This window comes from Lysinibacillus sp. FSL K6-3209 (assembly GCF_037976175.1).
GTDB classification, from domain to species: domain Bacteria; phylum Bacillota; class Bacilli; order Bacillales_A; family Planococcaceae; genus Lysinibacillus; species Lysinibacillus sphaericus_D.
In genome coordinates, this window is record NZ_CP150264.1 from 3,445,586 (window position 1) to 3,468,136 (window position 22,551).

Below are 22,551 nucleotides of genomic sequence, written 5' to 3' on the forward strand. Positions count from 1 at the left end.
TCATTTGGCGTAATGGTAGGCTCTTTTTCTTCTAGTATATTTTCAATAGGCTTATTTGTTGTCGCTTCTTTTGCATTCATAGCAATGGAGGGCTTTTCCGCTTCATGTTCTTCCTTGCGTTTATTTAATAATTGCTCGATTGGACTTGGTTTTGCAAAACCATAAACTGGTGAAGGGACATCCGTTGGCACAAAACGTTTTCGATTTTGTGGCGTGCTTTCAGAAGTATTTTCCTGTTTCGCTTGCGGTTCTTTTAAAACAGGTGCTGCTTCAATTTGTGCATCACGAAAAACCATACTCGCTTTTGTCGGATATTCTTGCTTAGGTTGAACGCGTGAAATTGTCGTTCTGCCAGTTCGTTTCGAACGATTTTCTAAAAGATCGCGAATTCCAGAAACTTCTATGTCATATACACGGGAATCCACGACTTGATGATTTAAATGTTTTGGTAAAGATAAATCTTCAATTTGGCCATATACATCGTCCATTTGATTAAACATTTCTTTTGATTGTGAAGAAGGTTGCGCCATCTCTGGTTCATCATCAATTAAAGGGAAACGAAAAGCCTTTTGAGTAGGTGCTTGCGTCTCCTTTATCGGCTGTTGGTGCTCTGGTTGCTCCTCATACTCTTCATAATATTCTTCATATTCATAGTCATCTCTATTTAAAATTTTATCTAATTTTCTTTTAAACCAATTCACGTTGTTTCACTCATTTCTCTTACACTTCTTTTATAACATTGTCTAAGACTATTAAAATCAAGTACTAAAACTATATTCAATGTCCACATCAAAAAGCATACCATAAAAATGATATAGAAACTCGTATTTATAGGCTCAATCTAGACAAAAAATCGTTATACCACCAGCTATTGGTAGCATAACGATTTTTGCTTAAAATTTATTCGTTTAACGGCTTGGTGTTTCAAATGCACTACCTACTACAGCATCCTCAGGTAAAACTAAAATACCTTTTTCAGATGGTGCATTAGGAATGGCTAATTCACGCGCTGAGCATAACATACCAAAAGAGTCAACACCACGTAAATTACCTTCTTTAATCAGCATACCTGATGGCATAACAGCTCCAATTTTAGCAACGACTACTTTTTGACCAGCATCAACGTTCGGTGCACCACATACAATTTGTAGCGTTTGTTCTCCTACATTGACAGTACAAATACTTAATTTATCAGCATTTGGATGCTTTTCTTTTGTCTCTACATAGCCCACAACAAATTTAGGTGAAAAATCTACATCCAGGCTAATTGTAGCTCCATTGTTCTTAATAGCAGCTTCCAACTGTGCAACAAATTCTGGTGTAATCTCTACATTTCCCTGCGCTTCAACTTGAATATACTTGCTTGCATTAAATAAGTTAAATGCTTTTATTTCCCCTGTTTGTGCTTCTTTTAAAATGGCAATATCTCCAGCACGTTCTACCTCTGTTTTCACAATTGCCTCTGTTGCTAATTGTACTAATAGGACATCTCCCACATGTTCTTTGTTGTAAAATACATTCATTGTTTTTCTTGCTCCTTCTTTACTCTGTTTTTTGCTAGTATAAAGATCGGTTCTAGCTCTCCATCTTCATAAATAAATGATAATGACGTAATCGGTACTGTTCCTACCGTAAAGAAATGCATCGTCATCTGTGCTAATACATCATACCCTGTTTCATTGCGAATATCACCTAGTATTAATACATCTTGATGAGGTACAGATACAGTCATATCTCCTTCAATTTTTGAGCGCATATCTTTTAAAAAGCTTTCATTTAAAATACGACTGGCATCATAGCCATCATTGGCATTAACAAAATAAAAGACATTGCCAGCTACTTCGTCTTTCTTATAATTGGTTGGCAATTGTTTAACAGAAAAACGCGCCATTTCTCGGATTTGCTCTACAGTTAATTTTAACGTTTCTAACATGGATTCATCAATAAAGCGATACGTTTTTCCTAAATCGAGCGCATAGAAAATACGTGTTTCGGCAGTATGCTCCGTTGTGATAAAAGCATGCCCTTCTTTCGAAGCTTTCGGATAAGATGTGGCGCGAATAACTGGATAGATGTGCCCAGATTGTTCAAAGCCTTGCTCCTGCTCCTGTTCCATTGCTAAAAAAGTTTGCTCAATCGTATAGACCACTTCTGCAATCGCTGCTTCTTGCTTTTCATTATATTTTGCTAAAATCCCTGGTAAAGAGAGCTCCATCCCTTTGTCTAGTTTTTTATGATTTAAGCGTAATTTATCTTGCTTTTTATCAAATTGAAAATCAAACTTTTGCTCATTTAACTGTTTTTTTAATAGGGACACAAGTTGCTCTGATTTTATTTGTTTCAATTCGCTCACGTCCTTTCTTCATAATGAAACGGCTCACATGGATTTGTGAACCGCTCTTCAAAACGATGCAATTATTTAATCTTAACCGAATGAACGATTTTCGTCATCTCATGAAGATTATTTTCAATATTATTTGCTGTTGAAATAGTCGTCATTTTTACACCACCACTGCTAACAATTAACTCAAATTCATCTTTATTATCTGTTTTAGACACCGCAGAGAAGCCGAAAATACCATCCTTGTCATATGTAGTTTCATTAATGACTTTCTTTGAACGATCTTCTTTTAGCAGATTATAATAAAGCTTACTATCATCTTGTTCACGATCATTGATAAAAAGAATAAAGGAATTCGTTCCTTTTGATATTAAAATATTATAGGCATCTGAACTATCCTCAATTTTGAACTTTGACGGTAAAAAAAGTTGAATTTGACCAATTTTGTCGGTATACGCTTCCGGCTCTTCAGCAAATACCTTTTCCGTCATTTGAAGTCCACTAGCAATTTGTTCATCAACCGATTGATTACAACCCGAAAGCCCCAATAGTAATAGCAGTAAACCTAATGCTTGAAGCCTTGCATAAGACATTTCAATCTTCCTTTCATTGCTAACTTTTTTCTATTTTAAAAAAATTCTAGATAAGTTGCAACTTCACTGCTCCGTTCTCACTAGTTATCAAACACTATCGTTGTGCTAATGTGAACAAATATTGTCCAACAAGCAGCGCGACAATATGCTCAAACATCGTCTGTCTACTCACTATCCCTTGCGTAAAAATACCTACAGCTCCTGTGCCTTGACGAATATCTAAACGTTGCGTATATTGTTCCATTACAGGACCAAGCTCCCTGCCATCCCTTATTTCCTGGGCAATTTCTTCTGGCAAAATAATTTGTGCCCCTGCTGCGGTAAACGTTGTGCCATCAGCTAATGTTAGTGCTCCCCAATTGCAAACATACATCATACCATCTATTTCCGTGACACCACCTTCAAGTCCAAAGGATAGTGCTGCATCGGTCGCAAGGGCTGTATTTTTCGCCCGATTGATGGCCCCTAATCTTGTTTCTTCCGTAGTTAAAGGTTGGTCTGATACTTGTGAGGCTGCTTTAACATATGTAAAATTTACTTTTTCAAAATATTGATTAACAATTGCTTGCACTGCCTGGATTTTCGCTTTGTTCGTCGTCCCTATCGCTATTTCCATTCTTATCCCTCTTTCTTTACATAGAAAAAAGATGCCCTAAAGGCATCTTTTTCTGTTACTTATACATTAGCGCGAATCGTCTCTAATGTCGAACGATCTGCTTTTTTCACTAATTCTACGATTAATGCTTTAGCTGCTGCATAGTCATCAATATGAATGATTGATGCTGACGTATGGATATAACGCGAGCACACACCAATCACAGCACTCGGTACACCGTCATTTGATGTATGTACACGACCAGCATCGGTGCCGCCTTGCGATACAAAATACTGATATGGGATATGATTAGATTCTGCCGTATCTAAAATAAACTCACGCATACCACGGTGTGTGACCATCGTACGGTCAAGTATTCGTAATAATGTCCCTTTACCAAGTTGACCAAATTGATTTTTATCTCCAGACATATCGTTCGCAGGTGATGCATCTAGTGCGAAAAATAAATCAGGTTGTATCATATTCGCTGATACTTGTGCGCCGCGCAATCCAACCTCTTCCATAACATTGGCACCTGAATATAAATGTGAAGCTAATTTTTCATCTTTTACTTCTTTCATTAATTCAATCGCCAGTCCACAGCCATAGCGATTATCCCACGCTTTTGCCATAATTTTTTTCGGATTGGCCATTGGCGTGAATGGACATACTGGGATGATCGACTGTCCTGGGTGAACGCCAAGAGCAATCGCATCTTCTTTATTGTCCGCGCCGACATCAATCAGCATATTTTTGATTTCCATTGGTTTTGCACGTTCTGCATCTGTAAGTAAATGCGGTGGAATGGATGAAATTACACCTGGAATCGCACCGTTTTTAGTATATACTTCTACACGTTGTGCAAGCATCACTTGGTTCCACCAGCCTCCAAGTGTTTGAAAACGAATTAATCCATTATCAGTAATAGATGTAACCATAAATGCTACTTCGTCCATATGACCTGCTACAAGTATTTTAGGGGCATCTGCTACTTCACTATGCTTGACACCAAAAATACCACCTAAATGATCTTGGATAACCTCATCTGAGTACTTCTGTAGCTCTGAACGCATAAATGCACGTACTGCATGTTCATTGCCTGGTGCACCCGGTAATTCCGTTAAAGTTTTAAATAATTGTAATGTTTCCTCATTCATGATGACTCTCTCCCCACGAAGTAGAATTTTCTTCCTTGCTTATTGTATCATAATTATTTCAGAAGTCGAAATATTGATATATTTCATAAAAGTCCTTTGCAATGAACGTGCATTCACTCTTTGTGCTATGCTAAAATAGAGCTATAGGAAAAGGAGGAAAAAACCCATGAAATTACGTGATTTTTTAATTGGTGTTGCAACAGGCCTCGCCGCGGCAGTCATTATTAAAGAAGCCAGTGAAAAAGTTTCTCCGTATGTGCCAGCAGGACAAGTACTTGAAAACATAAAAAAGGAATTTAAAAAAGATGCGCCAATAGACGGTTCTTGGATCTTTATGAAAACAGATAATTTCACAAATGGTTTTATGACAATTCCCGTTTATCGTGGTGGTATTTCACGCATGCACGAGGGTGAAATGCAAACATTCGAGTTCGCTGCCGACGCACGCTCTGGCGTTGTCGTAGAATTAATCGAAGTCTAAACATAATCCGTTACTATAGCATGTGGACATTGTGATACGTCCATATGCTATTTTCTTTATAACTACATATATGTAGGGAAAGAATGAACGATGTTGCTCAGGTTTTTCATTGTTTCGCGGGTAAATGACTTCACTCCGCGGGTATTCCTCTCTCTTTCGCGGGTAAATCACTTCACTCCGCGGGTATTCTTCTCTCTTTCGCGGGTAAATCACTTCACTCCGCGGGTATTTCTCTCTTTCGCGGGTAAATCGCTTCACTCCACGGGTATTTCTCTCTCTTTCGCGGGTAAATCACTTCACTCCGCGGGTATTTCTCTCTTTCGCGGGTAAATCACTTCGCTCCGCGGGTATTCCTCTCTCTTTCGCGGGTAAATCACTTCACTCCGCGGGTATTCCTCTCTCTTTCGCGGGTAAATCACTTCACTCCGCGGGTATTTCTCTCTCTTTCGCGGGTAAATCACTTCGCTCCGAGAGAAATCAAATAAAAGAGGCTGGGACAAAACACTCCTCTGAAAACTAATAAGCCGTTGAAATTTTACGACGAGTAAAATTTCAACGGCTTTGATTATTTTTACATAAAAATAAGAACCACTTCTGATAAGATAAAAGTACACCACATACCAAATCTCTGAAAGAAGGGTTCTTATGTTCAAAAATTATAACATGAATCAATTAGTTTTGCCTTTAGATTTAGAAATGAAATTACAAAAGAATGACATTGCCTTCCATGTCCATCATTTAGTCGAAAGTATCCCGCCCGAAGCGTTTGAACCATTTCTTCGAAATGAGGGCTGTCCTGCCTATCATCCACGCATGATGCTTAAAATTATCTTATGTGCCTACACGCAATCCGTCTTCTCAGGGCGCCGAATGGAGGCGCTTTTAAAAGATAGTCTTCGGATGATGTGGCTAGCACAAGGGTATGAACCAACCTATCGCACAATCAACCGATTCCGTGTCCACCCAGAAGTCAAAGAGTTGATTCGACAATGCTTCGTTCAATTCCGCTGCCAGCTGGTACAGGAAGAATTAATTAATCAGGAAGCGATTTTTATTGATGGAACAAAAATTGAAGCGAATGCAAATAAATTTACATTCGTGTGGAAAAAGTCGATTGAGAAATATCATAACGGACTCATTGAAAAGTCCAACCAGCTATACAATGAGCTACTTGAAAAAGAAATCATACCCGAAATGGAACGGGAAAATGAACAGGAATTAGCATTAGAAGACCTTGACCAAATGGTCAAAAAAGTAGATGAAGTGATTTCTGAATACGATCGAAAAATTGAGGACTCATCGGATGTGGCAGAGCGAAAGGCTTTAAGAAAGGAACGAAAATTCCCAAAGCAAACGCGCAAACAATTAATCGACTATATGGAACGCAAACTAAAATATCAAAGAGACTTCGAAATCTTTGACGGACGAAATAGTTACTCGAAAACAGTATGCGTATGAAAGATGACTATATGAAAAATGGTCAATTGAAGGCAGGTTATAACATACAAGTAGCAACAGAAGGTCAGTATGCGCTTGCCTACAGCATTTTTTCGAATCCAACGGATACACGTACATTAATCCCATTTTTGGATGAAATCGAACAACATTATTTGAAGTTACCAAAACATATCGTAGCAGATGCTGGATATGGAAGTGAACAAAATTATGATGATATCCTTGTGAACCGTAAGCGAGAAGCCTTAATCACATACAACATGTATGTAAAAGAACAGAGGAAACCGTATAAGCAAAACGAATTCAATACAGGGAACTGGGCTTATGATGAAGAAAATGATCGATATACTTGCCCAAACCAACAACAGCTTAAATTTAAATATCGTACCACGAAAACAGATAAGTATGAGTACACGCGTGAGTTTAAGGTATACGAATGTGAAGACTGTTCCGGCTGCCCCCTCCGTTCATTCTGTACAAAAGCAAAAGAAGGAACGAATCGAAAGTTAACAGTGAATGAGAAGTGGGAACAACAAAAAGAACATGTGAGAACAAAGCTTTCAGAAGAAAAAACGAGTACCATTTATCGTCAACGCAAAATTGACGTGGAACCTGTTTTTGGATTCTTGAAGGCTAATTTGCGTTTCACTCGATTTTCTGTACGAGGAAAATCGAAGGTTGATAACGAGATGGGTCTCGCATTAATGGCTGTGAATTTAAGAAAATTCACAGCCATTAGCTAAAAGCTATATGGAGACAACATAAAAAACAAACAGAGAAATCCGAATTTGAATTTATTCAAATTCGGATTTCTCACTAATCGAAGCTAGTTATGTCCCAGCCTCTTTTAAGTAATCTTATTCTTCTAAACCTTTATTATTAAAATACTTTTTATATTTTCGGTAATAGTTTAGATTATTTAGCGTAAGCTTTACCCATCGCTTTGGATTCATATCTTTATCGAAGTAAAGTGAATTGGTGTACTTCCCTTCACGAATCAATTTTTGCGCTTCTAGTTTAAGCTTTTCGTTTGAAGCGTATTTAAATAGCACACCCTTCGGAATAATCATCCATAAATGTTTATCCTCAACATATGTTAACTGTTGCTCAATATTTAACATATGGTCATCCGCTACATATTTCATTAAATTATGACCACTTGCGGTTACATAATAGCTTGAGCGACCGTTACGTAAATTAATTTCAAATAACTTATACTGTTTATCGCGAATATCATATTTCATATCGAAGTTAGCAAAGCCCGTATAGCCGATATCCTCTAAAAAGTGGCGCACTTGGTCCATTAGCGCTTTATCATATGTCGTTACGATTGCTGCATAACTACCAATTCCTTCAGGCGAATGCTCTTCCAAAATTGGGTTACCTAGGCACATTAGCTTCACTTTCCCGTCTTTCCCTACATATGCATTTAACACGCGCATATACGAATCATCACCAGGGATGAATTCTTGAATAATCATTGTATCTTGGTAAGTAGAGCTATAAATCGCTTTTAAGATAGCTGTTTTTTCCGCTTCATCATGTGCAACGAAGACCTTTTTCTTTCCTGGGAATTTACAAGCCCAATATTCCACTGAATTGGACGCTTTTAAAATAATTGGATAGTCAAATGGTGGTGTAAAGTCTTGATAGTTTTTGGCTGTGACTGTTGTTGTCCCAGGGTACTTAAAGTCGTACTTCTCACACATTTTATAAAAATTTTCTTTCAATAATATTTCATCCATTAATGACTCATCAATATAAGGTACTGTAAAGTGTTCCTGTAGGACCGGTTTGTTTTTAATAATTAGTTTTGCATAATCATCGCCACAAGCAAGTAGCAGTAATTTTTTATCAGCGTATTGTTTTGCAACTTGTGCAAGGGCTGGTGCAAATACGTCCTGTTCATTTAAACGATCGATTTCTTGGAACTCCAATATATGGCTATCCTGTGTTGCTGTTAAATGTGAACGTCCTAATACAAGTGGCTTAATGCCATATGCTTCATAAAATGCTCGGGCCATGCCGTATGCATTCATATCTGATCCTAATAATACTGGTAAAAATGGTTGCTCCGTTGCCATCGTTATTTCAACTCTCTTTTGTGTTTTAGTATAGCTTTTAGTGTATCACATTTTCCAAAATGTTCACGAAAAAAAAGCCCCCATACGGAGACTTTTCCATTATTCATAATGTACTTTGTAATCATTGGATGTAATCCATTTTAATTTCATCGAGAAGATTCGTAGTAAGATGACATTTAATATAATTGGTAAGGCGATAAATAGTGTAATAGCTACAGTGATTGTATAAGGTGTCCATCCGACTAAACTTAAATATTTCAACGGTCCAACAAAACCACCTAAACCGAAACCTGCACTGTATGGGGTACCTACGATTTCAAACAGCCCTGCTAATGCCCCTAATATTCCCGCCGTGATAATCATCGGAAAAGCTATTTTTGGTTTCATGAAAAAATTACGCATTTGAATTTTTGCAGAAGCAACATGGGCAATCGCTGTCCCAATATTATTTGCTTTATAACTTGCAATACACATCCCAACGCCAGATGCACAAACACCGAGATTCGCTGCCCCTGCACCGATGCCTGATAACATAATAACTGTCGCAACACCGATTGTAGAGATTGGTGAAATGATTAAGATAGAGAAGATCATGGCAATTAGCGAGCCCATTACAACAGGTTGTAATGTCGTTAAATGCTCAATCATCAGACCAACATAGCCTGAGCCTGTACGCACATACGGTAAAATCGCATTTCCGATTAAACCAGGTACGAACATAGCAAGTGCAGGCATTAAAAGAAGTGTAAAATCTTTCAGCTTATTTCCTAAAAATTGCACAAAAAGTACAGCCAAAGCTGTCGTAATCCCGATATTAATTACCACACCTATACCGGCGATGGTAATGCCTGTATCAGGATCAATTGTGTAGACACCGCTACCGACAAATGCAGCTAGTCCAACACTACATGTTTGAACAGGCGTTAATTTAAAGCAAATACCTGTCATTACACCTATAACAACTGGCAATAGACTCATAGCTAAAACCGATGTATTTAAAATAATTTCTAACTGAGGTACGTAGGGAATAATTAGTTTTAATATTTCTCCAACTAATGCGTTTGGAATTAAACAAACGACAATCCCCATACTCATACCGGTTAGTACATTATTAATAAAATTTTTCATTGTATTTCATTTCCCTTCTGACAATATAACGCTCGTTGATGTTATCTCAGTATATTAATATTAGACTAATCGGTCAATATGAAATATTCAGAATATTGTATACTAATATTGGTAAACAGCATATTCCATCCATAGTCAGAAAGTAGTCGTTTACAACTAGCTGAAAACTGCACAAAAAATATCGGTGCCAGGCACATAAACAATTACACCATGACAAATAAAAAAGACTACAGGCAAGCGTCAAATCTTTCGCTTGCCTGTAGTCTAGTGTCTGAACTTTAGACGTTCACACGTATAAAATTACTATGTCTATGATTAAAATGTTATAACCGCTTGTCTGCTGCGTTCTAACTTAGCAACCATTTCCTTACCTGTTTCATTCCATTTAACCATTCGATAATACGCATCATGGTAGAAAATAAAACTGTAGCCGTTTGCTAAAGCTTCTTTCATCATTCTTTCCTTGGCAAATACACTCGTCATCGGATAATCATCATATGCTAACACCCATAATGGATTTTGATGTGCATGAGTTGGCATAATATCGGCCATATGTATCATGACCTCACCATTTTGTGACAACTTAATGATGGCATGTCCATCACTATGACCACCTGTGTGGATCATTTCAATGCCAGGAGCTACCTCTAAAGAGCTTTCGTACGTTTCAACTAAATGCTGTACAGGCTCCCAGTTTTCTTTCCAATACGTGTTTTTCGAGCGAATATTTGGCTCACGCATTTCATCCCACTCAATTTGTGTTACATAGATTTTGGCATTCGGGAATGTAGGAACTAAAACTTCACCTTCCCATTGTGTCAGACCACCCGCATGATCAAAATGTAAATGTGTCATTAAGACTGCATCAATATCAGCAGTTGTTAGACCAAGTTCTTGTAAACTATCAGCTAACGTCGATTCCTCTGTTACGCCATAGTTTCGCAGTTGCTTTTCATTTAATTTGTTAAAACCGACACCCGTATCAATAAGGTAATTTTTTTCACCATATTGAATTAAAATAGGCTCTGTTGGTAATTCAATTTGATTGTTTTCGTTTACTGGATATTTACGTGACCAAAGTGGTTTTGGTACTACGCCAAACATTGCACCGCCATCAAGGCAAGTGACACCCCCGTTTAGCCATGATAATGTCATATTGTGAAACTTTAACTGATCCATCCTTACTCCCCCTGCTATCTATTATTTTGTAATAAATTGCGATTCTAAGCGATAAATCGGCTGACCTTTAGCAGAAAATTTCTGCTCGTATTCTGTCATAATATTATCTTCTGGCATATTTGCATGTAGGTCGAGTGATACATACTTCAGTAACATACCATATTCAGACATACTAACTAACGAATACTCGAACAGTCCACGGTTGTCCGTTTTAAAATGAACTTCCCCGTTATCCACTAGAATCGACTCATATAATTTCAAAAAACCCTCATGCGTTAAACGACGCTTTGCATGGCGTAATTTTGGCCAAGGATCTGAGAAATTCAAATACACGCGGTCTACATCATTTTTTTCAAAGAATTTATTTAAATCTGCGCCATTTACTTTTAACAAACGTAAATTCGCTGGAGATTTAGCTTCAAGAATGTTTTCTAATGCGCAAACGATGACGCTATCATAAAGCTCAATACCGATATAATTAATATCTGGATTTTGCAGAGCCATTCCGGTTACAAATTGACCCTTCCCAGTACCTACTTCAATGTGTAATGGGTGATTGTTGCCAAAAACCGCTTGCCAATTTCCTTTAAAGTCTTCAGGATTTGGAATAATCACCTCTGGATGATTTGTAATCATTTCCTCTGCCCAAGGCTTATTTCGTAATCTCAATTTTCTTCCTCATTTCTTAATAGTGAAATTATTGATTTTTTATAGTATAACGTAAAAACGTCATATTCGCATGATATTATTGCGAAATGACGTTTTTTGTTTTTTCTAATTTTATACATTTCCATGCTTGTTGTTGGATTGTACAGCGCACAATTGTATCCTGTCCAATTGCACCAATGTAGTTACCATCTGTATGACAATCAACGCTCTTTGCATGTACAACAATCTCAAATTGATTGCTTTGTAAAAAAGTTATTTCTCGGAATTTTGTATGCTTCTCAAAAAAAACAGTAGCGAAAACTAGTAGTAGCTTCCATCTTGCAATATTATGAACAATGGTTAATTCAATTTGGCCGTCCAATGCATTAGACATAGGTGAAATTTTCATTCCTCCACCAAAATACGGTTGATTGCTCGTTGCTACAAACCATACATTTTGAAATCGCTGTGTTTGATTGTTTGTATAAACCGTTACATCGAAACAAGTAAAACGAAACAGTCCCCTAACTACTGCCGCAGCATAAGATAGTTTTCCTAACCCAATTTTATTAAAATAGTATTTTAGACGTGACTTATTAATATGCTTTGTGACATAGGCATCAAAGCCAAGCCCTGCATTATTGACGAATATTTCATCGTGCATAGTTCCTAGTTGAATCTTTCCTATATCTATCGAACGCTCAAGCATTTCCGTTCTGACGTAAGCTTCAATTTGTGTTGCATTTTGAAATGTTGGAAAATAACGTGCAAAGTCGTTACCAGAGCCTGCACTTATCACACCAATCACAACAAAATTATTATGTACAATGCCACTAACCACCTCATGAACGGTGCCATCTCCACCAACAACAATGATTAACTTTTTTATTTGCCCGTTTTGTGCCCATTCGCTTGCAATTTCTTGTCCATGTCCTTCATATTGTGTCAGAGCCACTTGATAATCAATTGTTAAATGTCGTTGTAGTCTATTCCAAACAATTTTCCCTTTGCCATTCCCTGCACGCTCATTGACAATAAATAATACATGCATCTGTTAGTCCTCAGCTTTTGAAGATGTCTGTTGCCAAATATCACGATTAAACGAAGTCGTTTGGACGTTATTTAAAATTGTTTGTGCAGCGCGGATTTGCATATGCTTCATAGGAGATGATACGTTTCTTAAAGCATGCAACCATTCATTATAATTACGACGATCCACTAATCGAATGTTAAAAGATGAGCCTGGATAATCGAAATAGCCATTGCGTGTTAAAATAACTTTGCGAATCGGCATGTCGACTTGATCTTGCTTAAATAATTGCGTTAACACAGATTCCATTCTACTTAAATTAATCATTGGATTCAGTACTTTAGAATCTTTTGTGCCCACTTTTTTCTCCCAAAAACGTTCACTTCCACCTACATACACTGCTTGATTCTCTGCCTCAAGTACAGTAATACAAATACATTCCGTAGGAGACATTAACACAACATCTAGCTCAATTGGTGCCTTTCTCACTTGCAAAATAGGATAGTAAAAAACTAAATAATTATCTGGTAGTTTTTGTAGCAATGTTCGTAACAAAGAATCACGTAAAAATCGAGGATCGACATAAGATTTTTCTCGCAAAGTGGAACTCGCCCACTTCATTTGGAAATGAAAAAACTGATCTATAAACATTCGCTTCAACTCATGAATAGACTGAGGTGCGTACACTATATTCGGTTCAAATGATAAAGTTGTTTCTTCTTCAGGAATAATATCTTCGTCATTTGTTAATTCGTTTGTAACGTCGATTTGCTCAATATCTTCTTGTACGTCTTCTTTGTGTCGCCCTGCAAAAATCTTTTTAAAGAGTGAGAAGCGCTCCTTTTCTTCCAATACATCATTGTCTTTTTCATTCGCCGTATGCTGCCACTCGGTAATATCTTCGCCCAATTCCCACCTACGTTTAATTCGATCCCATTGACTTTTCTTTAAACGTACAAATTGAGTTGGATATCTAGCTAAATCAATTTGATAACGTGAAATATAATCTTGTATTTTCACTAATTGTGCCATGTTTTGGTCACTCCAATCTTACTGCCCCATATCAAATTCGCCTCGTTATTAGTCGGTATCATCGTGATATCGACTAAAGGCGCTATCTTTTTTATTTTACATGACGTTTCAGGAGAATACATGCATATTTTGTTCTATAAAAAAGAGCTACCCTCATCACTCAGCTAATAACCAAGTTTTAGGTAGCTCTTTTTTATCATTTATACATATTAAGCATTAATTGAAATTGGTAATTTTGCCTCAAATGCTTTTTGTAATTTACGAGTCCATTCACCAGGAACACCTGCGCCAATTTGCTGACCATCCACATCAATAACCGGTGTCACTTCAGATGAAACAGAAGACACAATAATTTCATCCATTGCTAATAAATCGCCTTTTGTCATCGGCTCTTCAATCACTGGTAAATTTATTTCAGCTGCACATTTTAATATCACTTGGCGTGTAATACCATTTAAGATGTAGTTATTTGCTGGGTGCGTATAAAGTTTACCATCTTTAATACCATAGACATTAGCAGAAGAACATTCTGTGATAATATCACCACGATGTAAAATGGCTTCGTAGCAACCTTTTTCAGATGCTTCTTGTTTCGCAAGTACCGCGCCAAGTAAATTTAAAGATTTAATATCGCAACGTAACCAACGAACATCTTCCACCAATGTGGCTTTTACGCCTTTTTCGAAATTTTCAATTGAACGTTCACCTGTTTTAACATTCCCTGTTAGAATTGCTGGTACGCTTGCATCAGGGAAAATGTGGTTACGAGAAGTTGCTCCACGTGTAATTTGGAAGTAAACATGACCTGTTTCTAAATTATTTTTTTCGATTAAATCATGCAATAATTTGTGTAACACATCTTTTGTATAAGGGATAACAAGACGAATTTTATCGGCACTAGCATAGAAACGATCAATGTGCTCTTGTGCTGTGAACATATGTCCGTTATATACTTTGATTACTTCGTAAATACCATCACCAAATTGATAACCACGGTCTTCTGGTGAAACTGTAATAGATCCTTCTTCAACGATTTGATCATTCCATAATGAGTATGCCATGTTTAAAAACATCCTTTTCATTTTTAAGTTATTTTCACATTTTCAAGTACAATGATTCCCACTATACAATCAAGTAAGACCAGATGCAGTAAATCAAAGTAGATTTTTCAGTGAAGTGCTTTGCGTGTGATGCTTTGTATCTCTTTAGCAAGAACATCACGCTCTTACTTACACTTACTTCCCAGCTAGTTCTGCAATGGCTTCCGCATAAATAGCAGCAGCTTGTACTAATTTATCAACAATTACATATTCATCCGCACGATGCATGACATCTGGATCCCCAGGGAAAAGCATGCCGAATGCTACACCTTTTTTCAAGACGCGTGCATACGTGCCACCGCCAGTTGAAAGCAAAGGTGTTTCGTTATCTCCCGTTTGTCGGCGATAAACACCAGCTAACGTTTGGATTAACGGATCGTCCTCACTAACATAATGAGGTTTTGAGTTTTCTTGAATATCGAGTGAAAATCCTTTGTCTGCAGTTAATCGTTGCGCTTCTGTTATTTTATCATCAAATGGATACGTTACAGAGTAGCGGAAACTAATAACCATATTGCCACCTTGCGTTGCATCATACGTTACAATACCAGGATTTAATGTAGTTTGTCCGGACATGTCATCTTCATATTGTAATGCTAGTGCGTGACCATAATGATCCTGATGGAATACATCAACGATAAAATCGACAAATTGCTTACTTCCTACAGTCGTTAACTCTTGTTGTAAAAACGCTGCAAGGTAAACAGCTGCATTGACACCTTTTTCAGGTTCCATTGCATGGGCTGCTTTTCCTTTGATAGTTATTATATAGTGAGAACCCTCCATTAATAAAGAGCCTTCTAGCTGATTTTTACTTAAAAATGTTTGAAAATTCTGTTCGAATGGTGAAGATACGAATTGAACTGTCGCTTTTGCAAAATCAGGTACCATATTTGAACGCTTTCCAGCATTAAATAGTAGTAGCTGTTCTTTCGTTGCATCCCCAATCTGCTTTTGGGAGAATACAAGCGCAGCAATGCCTTTTTCGGCATTAATCAGTGGGAAATCCGCATCAGGAGCGAAACCGATTGTTGGCATTTCCTCGTTTTTAAAATAGTGGTCGACACAGCGGAAGCCTGTTTCTTCATCTGTCCCGATAATCATACGCACACGTTTGTTTAATTGAATACCTGCATCTTTTACAAGCTTCATTGCCATCCATGCAGCAACTGTTGGGCCCTTATCGTCAATAGCACCGCGCGCAAATAATTTGCCATCTGCAATCGTGCCGCTAAAAGGTGGATACGTCCAGTTTGATTCATCACCTACAGGGACAACATCTACGTGACATAAAATACCCAGTAACTCTTCACCTTGGCCCATTTCGATATGTCCAGCATAATTATTAACATTTTTTGTTTGTAACCCTTGTGCTTTCCCTTTTGCTAACAACCATTCCAATGCCTTTAACGGTCCTTCACCAAAAGGCACATCCGCAGTTATTGTTTTTTCATCCAGTACACTATTAATTTGCACAAGCTCTTGCAACTCTTGAATTAATTCATCTTGTCTTTCTTTTGCAGCCTGTAACCAATCCATTCTATGTACCTCCTCCATTTTATAATAAGATTATTCTACTCTTTACTAAAAAAAATTCAATCATCTTTCTAACTATCATTTCTTATCTTTCCTTTACACTACCACATATAGCATCTTTTTCACTAATCTCCACAAAATACAGCGCAAACTTTATGAATTAATTGTAAATTTCCACGGCATTCACTAGAAAATCACATCGTTATTCTATATAATAGATTTATCAGAATTATTTGTTCTGAACATAAAATTAGAAAAGGGGATGTCTAAGGCAGCTACTTAATAGCCTCAGTGCACTCCGCACATATTGTCGTCCGCTAGTCTTTGCCAAGTGAATTAAGATGAAGGAGTGGTTCATTTATGAAACCAACTACTGATCGAATGCTTAATCGTATTAAAGATGTGTACATGTTTATTTTAGACAAAGGAACCGTGTCTACACAGGATTTAGTCGAAGAGTTTAGCATCACTCCTCGCACCGTTCAAAGAGATTTGAACGTGTTAGCCTTTAACGATTTGGTGATGAGTCCAAGTCGAGGCAAATGGACAACGACGAGTAAAAAAGTAAAATTGACGTCTTAGTTTTTGCGCACTTTGCGTAAAGCATTTTTGTAAGAAAAAGAATGACCTTTCGTCGGGGTCATTCTTTTTTTCTATTTACAAAGCACTTTATTATCCGTTACACTCGAAACATTCTACATGTTGAGAGGAGGATAATTCTATGAAACTATCCAAAATGTTTCATCCACTTGTTTGGATTATTTTAGGTGGAACTATCTTCACACGCGTTGCAAGCTTTATGGCAATGCCTTTTTTAGCTATCTATTTACATAACGAAATTGATGCCTCCCCTTTACAAATAGGGTTGACCATTGGTATCGCGCCACTTATTTCTACAGTAGGTGGGTTTTTCGGTGGCTACTTAACAGATCGTTTTGGTCGAAAAAGTGTTATTTTACTTACGATACTCGTATGGAGTATTGTGTTCTTTGGCTTTGCAACAGCGCATACGATTTGGTTTTTCGTCATTTTAAATGCGTTGAACGGGTTATGTCGCTCCTTCTTTGAACCTTCTACACAAGCTTTAATGATTGACTTTACTCCCGCTGATAAACGAAAGCGATTGTTTTCATTGCGCTACACAGCCATTAATATCGCCGCAGTCATAGGACCTCTTATTGGTGTGTATATCGCGACATTATCCAGTCCTAGCGTGCCGTTTATGTTAACAGGCGCTATGTATATTGTTTATGCAATGTTTTTATTTTTCGTTTTGAATCGTTACAAAATGCAACAGCAAAAGCCGATGATACACACAAAAGTGCTACAAACCTTTACAATTCTTTTAACAAATCGTGTACTGTTAAGCTTTATTTTCGGGGCAATCTTAATAAATATTGGCTACTCCCAATTCGACTCAACACTCCCTCAACTTATTGAGCTCAAAATTGAAGATGGAGCCAAGCTCTATTCCCTACTGATTTCATTAAATGCTGCGGTTGTGCTTTTACTGCAATTACCGATTAGTATTTTTTCAGAGCGCTTCTCATCACCAACAATACTTCTTATCGGTATTTTGTTCTTTGTCATTGGTTTAACATTATTTGGCCTATCTACTAACTACCCGTTGTTTATTTGTGCAATGGTTCTTTTTACAATTGGTGAAATATTTACTTTCCCAACAATGAATGTCATGATTGATGAAATTGCCCCAGAGACACAGAAAGCTACATATTTAGGTGCGGCCCAATTTAAAAATTTAGGCGGTTTTATTGGTCCTATTATAGGTGGCTGGCTGTTAACACACTATATTGATACAATGTTTATCGTCATTGCTGCACTTGTTTTATGTAGTTCCCTATTTTATCGACCCAAAACACAATAAAGAAGCACGAGCCCAGTAGGCAACCTACTTGTCTCGTGCTTTTACTTATAACCGTTGTAAAACTACGTTTATGAATTGTATTTTTCTTCTGTTGAAGCTACTTCATGATAACTAGAATATTGGTCCTTCCCTGCTTTCTTAGACTGATATAAAGCCTTATCTGCTCGTTCAAATAAACTTAACTCGGTTTCATTTAGTTTTTCACAAATTACGCCGCCCATACTCACAGAAATAACCGACCATTTATGATTCTCTACATTTTTTAATCTACGGATTTTCTCCAAAATCGCACTTGCTACTTGTACCATATGTTCATTGTTCGTATCATATAGGACAATTGCAAATTCATCTCCACCAAATCTCACAACGAAACCTTCTGTTCTAACGACGTCTTTTAAAATTTTAGCCGTTTCAATAAGAATCCTATCTCCTTCAGCATGTCCAAATCGATCATTTACTTGCTTAAAATTATCCAAATCTATTAATAATAAACCAGGTGTATTGGCTTTTCTTTTTTTCAATAATTTATCCATTTTACTAATGTATGTTGCACGATTATAAACATTTGTTAGTGGATCATAGGTTGCAAGATGTATCGTTTTAGAAAATAGCCTATTAATAACGACCAACATAATTAACGCTGTTACTAATGCAATCATTAAAACATACCAAAACTGTTTTGTATTATTGGCAAGTGCATTTAACTCTGTACGATTGCCATATTTGACATAGACTACCCGTTTTGTTGAGGCACCACGCACCGTCTCTGCTTCATACGGTAAAAAACGATAGGTTTCGATATAGCCATCGTCTAATATTTGCTGATATTCAGCTGGCTTCATCGTTTGTAGTGCAGCCTTAAAATGATCCTGAAATTTTTTTGTTTGATTTTTTACAGTTATCCGAGCGGATTCTGTGTCCGAGAAAAAAACACCACCTGCACTAATCGTTCGAACATCTAGCAAATCATTATACTTTTCAACTAAATACGCAGCGGTTTTTCCAAAGTTAAATGTTTGAAAGACAGGGACTTCATCTAATTTCAAACCAAGCTCTAATAAATACTTTTTATCAGGCGTTGCTAAATAACTAAATTTGCGGTACTCACCAGTTGTGGTCGAAATATCTATACCATCTGTATATAATTGCCCACTCTCTCTTCGTTCATCCAATAATGCCGAAAAGCTTTTACAGCAAAGCGAAAAATTTAGACCTAAATCTTTTTGAAATGTAGTATAAATTACCGTATTTGTTTGATCCAATATGTATATATCCATACCATGTTGATTTTTCATTTGTTGTAAGTTCCAAGTGTCTATTTTTGGATTTTGTTTATAATAAGTAGCTAATGCTTTTAACTCTTTTTCCATCTGATCCGAAATGTTTTTATCAAAATAAAAGTGCGCATTATCTACAGTTTGCATATCTGCAAGAATATGATTTTCAATTAATGTTCGATTACTAGCTTCTTGTGTTTCAATATTTGTCACAAGAATTTGTCTGTTTACATAAGAAATTACAGCAACAAGTATTAATGCAAAGGCAATTAAAGATATTAATAATTTAATCCGTAGTTTTTTCATTAACATGTCCTCTACTCATCTTCACTATCATTTTTTGAACAAAAAATATTTTCGGTACGTCAAGCCTCTCCCACGTTATTTTATTGATATATCATATTATACAGTTAATGGGACAAACTTGTATAAAAAAAATCCTCGATACTAAAAGTATAGCATCGAGGATTTTCTTTACTCTCTATTTTGTAAGCCTGCTAATTCTTCTGGCGTTAACTCGCGATATTCACCTAATGCTAAGCTTTCATCAAGTTGTAAGCTCCCCATAGAAAGGCGTTTTAAGTAGATAACATGTTTACCTACTGCTTCAAACATCCGTTTTACCTGATGGAATTTACCTTCTTGAATCGTTAATTCAATTTCTGATTGTGGGGCAGATTTCAGAATAACGAGCTTGCCTGGCTTTGTTACGTAGCCATCATCTAGTTCAACACCACGAGCAAATCGTTCTCCATCCTCTTGCGTAACAATGCCCTCTATTTTAGCATAGTACACCTTAGGCACATGCTTTTTTGGAGATAGTAAGTTATGGGCTAAAACACCATCATTCGTTAACAGTAACAAGCCCTCTGTATCTTTATCTAAACGACCAACTGGAAATGGTTGAAAATGTTGATGTAGTGGGTCTAGTAAGTCAATGACCGTTTCATCTCGTAAATCTTCTGTTGCAGAAATAACACCTGGCGGCTTATTCATCATGTAATACACAAACTCTGTATATACAACACGTTCACCGAACACTACAACATTTTGTTGTTCTGGATCAACATGCATGGCCGCATCTTTTACATACGTACCATCAACAGAAACGGCCTTTTGTTTTAGGAGTTGCTTAACTTCCTTTCGTGAGCCATAGCCCATATTGGCTAGTAATTTATCTAAACGCATAGTTCCTCCTATTTAAATCCCAATTTACTTGTAATTCTTGTTATGCGCTCACCAAGTAGTTTTTGTGCTAAACCTAAGCGTAATGACAAATAGCCATAAACAGCAGCACCTACTGCTGCACAAATAACAGAATAGACAAGTGCAGAGAATTTACCATCCACTGGTCCCATCACAAGTTCTAATAGCTTATGAACGATTAAAACACTGACAGCCATTGCAGCTGTTAAAAGTGAGATAAGCATGACACGACGTATAACCATTTCTGATTTATAATTAAGCGTTTTTCGAAGCACTAGCAAATTAATAATAATTGAAACACTATAACCAATCGCTGTTGCCAAAATGGCTCCGTCCGCTTCTAGCCAACGAATAAACGAAATATTAAGGGTTAGCTTTACTAAAATACCTGATAGTAGACTGAAGACAATCCACTTTTGGAAGTCAATACCTTGTAGCAACGCGGCTGTAACTTGGAACAACGCAAATAAAATTGCTACTGGTGCATAATGAGCTAAAATCGTTGCGCCCATCTCGCTTTCAGAGTAAAGCATAAAGTAAATTTCATTTGCTAATAATGAAATACCAACTACTGCTGGTAATGTAATGAAAATTAAAATTTGATACGTTTTATCCATCGCATGTCGTAACGATAAATACTCACCTTGTGTAAAATATTTTGTTATCGTCGGTACTAACGCCATTGAAAAACTTGTTGCTAACATAACAGGAATAATGACAACTTTATGTGTTGTAAAGTTAATCATTGATAAATACTCATCCGTTACTTTGGCTAAACCAATGGAACTCATAGCACCATTAAACGTTACCATATCCACTAATTGAAATAATGGATTAGCCACCCCTACAAACACCATCGGAATGGAATACGTTATCACTTCTTTATAAATATCCGACATTGGTAGCTGGGTCGACGTAACACTTTGACTACGCAATAAATTAAATTCAGGTTGGTATTTTTTCCAGTAGTAATAGAGCACCATTAAGCCGCCAATTGCCCCGATAAAAGCTGCGAATACCGCAAAGGAAACTGCTGTTTGCGCTTTGCCATTAAAAACTACTACTACTAAGAAAGAGCCGCCTAATAACACAACAATTCGGACAATTTGTTCCACTAACTGTGAAACTGCTGTCGGTTCCATTTTGTCATAGCCTTGGAAAAAGCCACGCCACAAACTCATAAATGGAACAACAATAAGCGCAAAGCTTACCCAGCGAATAACAGACGCAATTTGCTCGACTGTAAATTTCTGTTCATCACTTTTAATAACAAGTTCACCAATCGGTGTTGCCAAGATAAAGAGGGCAGCAAAGGACAACATACCCGTTATCAACATTATCACGATACCTGACTTCATCAGCTTGCGTCCTGATTGATAGTCTCCTAAGGCATTGTATTTAGAAACAAATTTCGATACAGCAATTGGTGCACCTGAAATGGCTATTGCGAGCATGATTGAGTAAGGAATATATGCATATTGATACAGCGCAATATTTTCCTGCCCAACAATCGCATAAAAGGGAAAAATATAAATTAATCCAAGCACCTTAGATAAAAACATCCCTAACGTTAATATCGCAGTACCTTTCATTAAATTGGACATCGTATCCATCCATTCATTAGTAAAATCAAGCTTTTATGAGTGATGGAACATCATCACTTTTCAAACATTAAAACGAGTAAACCAACTGTTATCTTAACATATTTACAAGAAAACAGATGCAAAAAACACAGAAAAGTTTTTGAAATCCACAATTCCCCGTTCATTAGAACAAATCGATATGAATTGTCTTGTATATTTCCAAAAAAATAGCGGTTCAAAA

19 protein-coding genes and 1 pseudogene are annotated in these 22,551 nt (G+C 37.0%); 4 read left to right on the forward strand and 16 right to left on the reverse strand.

Translation table 11 applies throughout. From position 1 onward, the window contains the following. Positions 1-908: 908 nt before the first annotated feature. From ytpR to MHH88_RS16785, 5 genes are all read right to left on the reverse strand, one after another. Positions 909-1,523, reverse strand: a complete 615-nt coding sequence (gene ytpR / locus MHH88_RS16765) for a YtpR family tRNA-binding protein (protein ID WP_339259536.1) — start codon at positions 1,521-1,523, stop codon at positions 909-911. Then, on the reverse strand, positions 1,520-2,344 hold the full coding sequence (locus MHH88_RS16770; RefSeq protein WP_081328058.1) for a DUF1444 domain-containing protein: 825 nt from the start codon (positions 2,342-2,344) through the stop codon (positions 1,520-1,522). The genes ytpR and MHH88_RS16770 overlap by 4 nt, the downstream gene beginning before the upstream one ends. 71 nt (positions 2,345-2,415) lie before the next feature. Next, entirely contained in the window at positions 2,416-2,934 is a 519-nt protein-coding gene (locus MHH88_RS16775) for a hypothetical protein (RefSeq protein WP_339259539.1), read from the reverse strand. 94 nt (positions 2,935-3,028) lie between these two features. Next, positions 3,029-3,550: a DUF84 family protein gene (locus MHH88_RS16780; RefSeq protein WP_339259541.1), complete on the reverse strand. Its 522-nt coding sequence runs from the start codon at positions 3,548-3,550 to the stop codon at positions 3,029-3,031. Positions 3,551-3,609: 59 nt separating this feature from the next. Next, a complete protein-coding gene (locus MHH88_RS16785; protein WP_339259543.1) occupies positions 3,610-4,686 on the reverse strand; it encodes a M42 family metallopeptidase in 1,077 nt (358 codons plus the stop codon). Between the two features lie 166 nt (positions 4,687-4,852). On the opposite strand from MHH88_RS16785, the gene MHH88_RS16790 reads away from it, so the two are divergent. Together MHH88_RS16790 and MHH88_RS16795 are read left to right on the forward strand one after the other, a co-directional pair. Further along, on the forward strand, positions 4,853-5,167 hold the full coding sequence (locus tag MHH88_RS16790; RefSeq protein WP_024363748.1) for a peptidase M4: 315 nt from the start codon (positions 4,853-4,855) through the stop codon (positions 5,165-5,167). Between the two features lie 645 nt (positions 5,168-5,812). Beyond that, positions 5,813-7,365 (forward strand): annotated as a pseudogene (locus MHH88_RS16795) (IS1182 family transposase). A 114-nt stretch (positions 7,366-7,479) separates the two neighbouring features. Here MHH88_RS16795 and MHH88_RS16800 read toward each other — a convergent pair. The 8 genes from MHH88_RS16800 to pepV all read right to left on the reverse strand — a co-directional run bounded on the left by MHH88_RS16800 (position 7,480) and on the right by pepV (position 16,362). Beyond that, positions 7,480-8,706 (reverse strand): ATP-grasp domain-containing protein, encoded by a 1,227-nt coding sequence (locus MHH88_RS16800; RefSeq protein ID WP_069513831.1) that lies wholly within the window; start codon positions 8,704-8,706, stop codon positions 7,480-7,482. A gap of 99 nt (positions 8,707-8,805) precedes the next feature. Then, positions 8,806-9,834: a PTS sugar transporter subunit IIC gene (locus MHH88_RS16805; protein WP_069513833.1), complete on the reverse strand. Its 1,029-nt coding sequence runs from the start codon at positions 9,832-9,834 to the stop codon at positions 8,806-8,808. Between the two features lie 315 nt (positions 9,835-10,149). After that, entirely contained in the window at positions 10,150-11,013 is an 864-nt protein-coding gene (locus MHH88_RS16810) for an MBL fold metallo-hydrolase (protein ID WP_069513835.1), read from the reverse strand. Between the two features lie 21 nt (positions 11,014-11,034). Continuing rightward, a complete protein-coding gene (trmB, locus tag MHH88_RS16815; RefSeq protein WP_024363744.1) occupies positions 11,035-11,682 on the reverse strand; it encodes a tRNA (guanosine(46)-N7)-methyltransferase TrmB in 648 nt (215 codons plus the stop codon). 76 nt (positions 11,683-11,758) lie between these two features. Next, a complete protein-coding gene (locus MHH88_RS16820; RefSeq protein WP_339259549.1) occupies positions 11,759-12,712 on the reverse strand; it encodes a diacylglycerol kinase family protein in 954 nt (317 codons plus the stop codon). A 3-nt stretch (positions 12,713-12,715) separates the two neighbouring features. Further along, a complete protein-coding gene (locus tag MHH88_RS16825) occupies positions 12,716-13,723 on the reverse strand; it encodes a nuclease-related domain-containing protein (RefSeq protein WP_339259551.1) in 1,008 nt (335 codons plus the stop codon). A gap of 209 nt (positions 13,724-13,932) precedes the next feature. Beyond that, positions 13,933-14,784, reverse strand: a complete 852-nt coding sequence (gene dat, locus MHH88_RS16830) for a D-amino-acid transaminase (RefSeq protein WP_339259553.1) — start codon at positions 14,782-14,784, stop codon at positions 13,933-13,935. 174 nt (positions 14,785-14,958) lie between these two features. Next, the gene (pepV, locus tag MHH88_RS16835) at positions 14,959-16,362 is read right to left on the reverse strand and encodes a dipeptidase PepV (protein ID WP_339259555.1); all 1,404 of its coding nucleotides are present in this window, start codon (positions 16,360-16,362) and stop codon (positions 14,959-14,961) included. Between the two features lie 357 nt (positions 16,363-16,719). Between pepV and MHH88_RS16840 the strand changes: the two genes are divergently transcribed. Continuing rightward, entirely contained in the window at positions 16,720-16,941 is a 222-nt protein-coding gene (locus MHH88_RS16840) for a DeoR family transcriptional regulator (protein ID WP_025220342.1), read from the forward strand. A 139-nt stretch (positions 16,942-17,080) separates the two neighbouring features. Continuing rightward, complete coding sequence (locus MHH88_RS16845) at positions 17,081-18,244, forward strand: MFS transporter (protein WP_069513845.1); 1,164 nt, start codon at positions 17,081-17,083, stop codon at positions 18,242-18,244. Positions 18,245-18,312: 68 nt separating this feature from the next. Here MHH88_RS16845 and MHH88_RS16850 read toward each other — a convergent pair whose 3' ends face one another. The 3 genes from MHH88_RS16850 to MHH88_RS16860 form a co-directional block, all read right to left on the reverse strand. Continuing rightward, on the reverse strand, positions 18,313-19,827 hold the full coding sequence (locus MHH88_RS16850; RefSeq protein WP_339259557.1) for a diguanylate cyclase: 1,515 nt from the start codon (positions 19,825-19,827) through the stop codon (positions 18,313-18,315). Between the two features lie 168 nt (positions 19,828-19,995). Further along, the gene (locus MHH88_RS16855; RefSeq protein WP_339259559.1) at positions 19,996-20,709 is read right to left on the reverse strand and encodes a pseudouridine synthase; all 714 of its coding nucleotides are present in this window, start codon (positions 20,707-20,709) and stop codon (positions 19,996-19,998) included. An 8-nt stretch (positions 20,710-20,717) separates the two neighbouring features. Next, a complete protein-coding gene (locus MHH88_RS16860) occupies positions 20,718-22,331 on the reverse strand; it encodes a polysaccharide biosynthesis protein (RefSeq protein ID WP_339259561.1) in 1,614 nt (537 codons plus the stop codon). Positions 22,332-22,551: the final 220 nt, after the last annotated feature.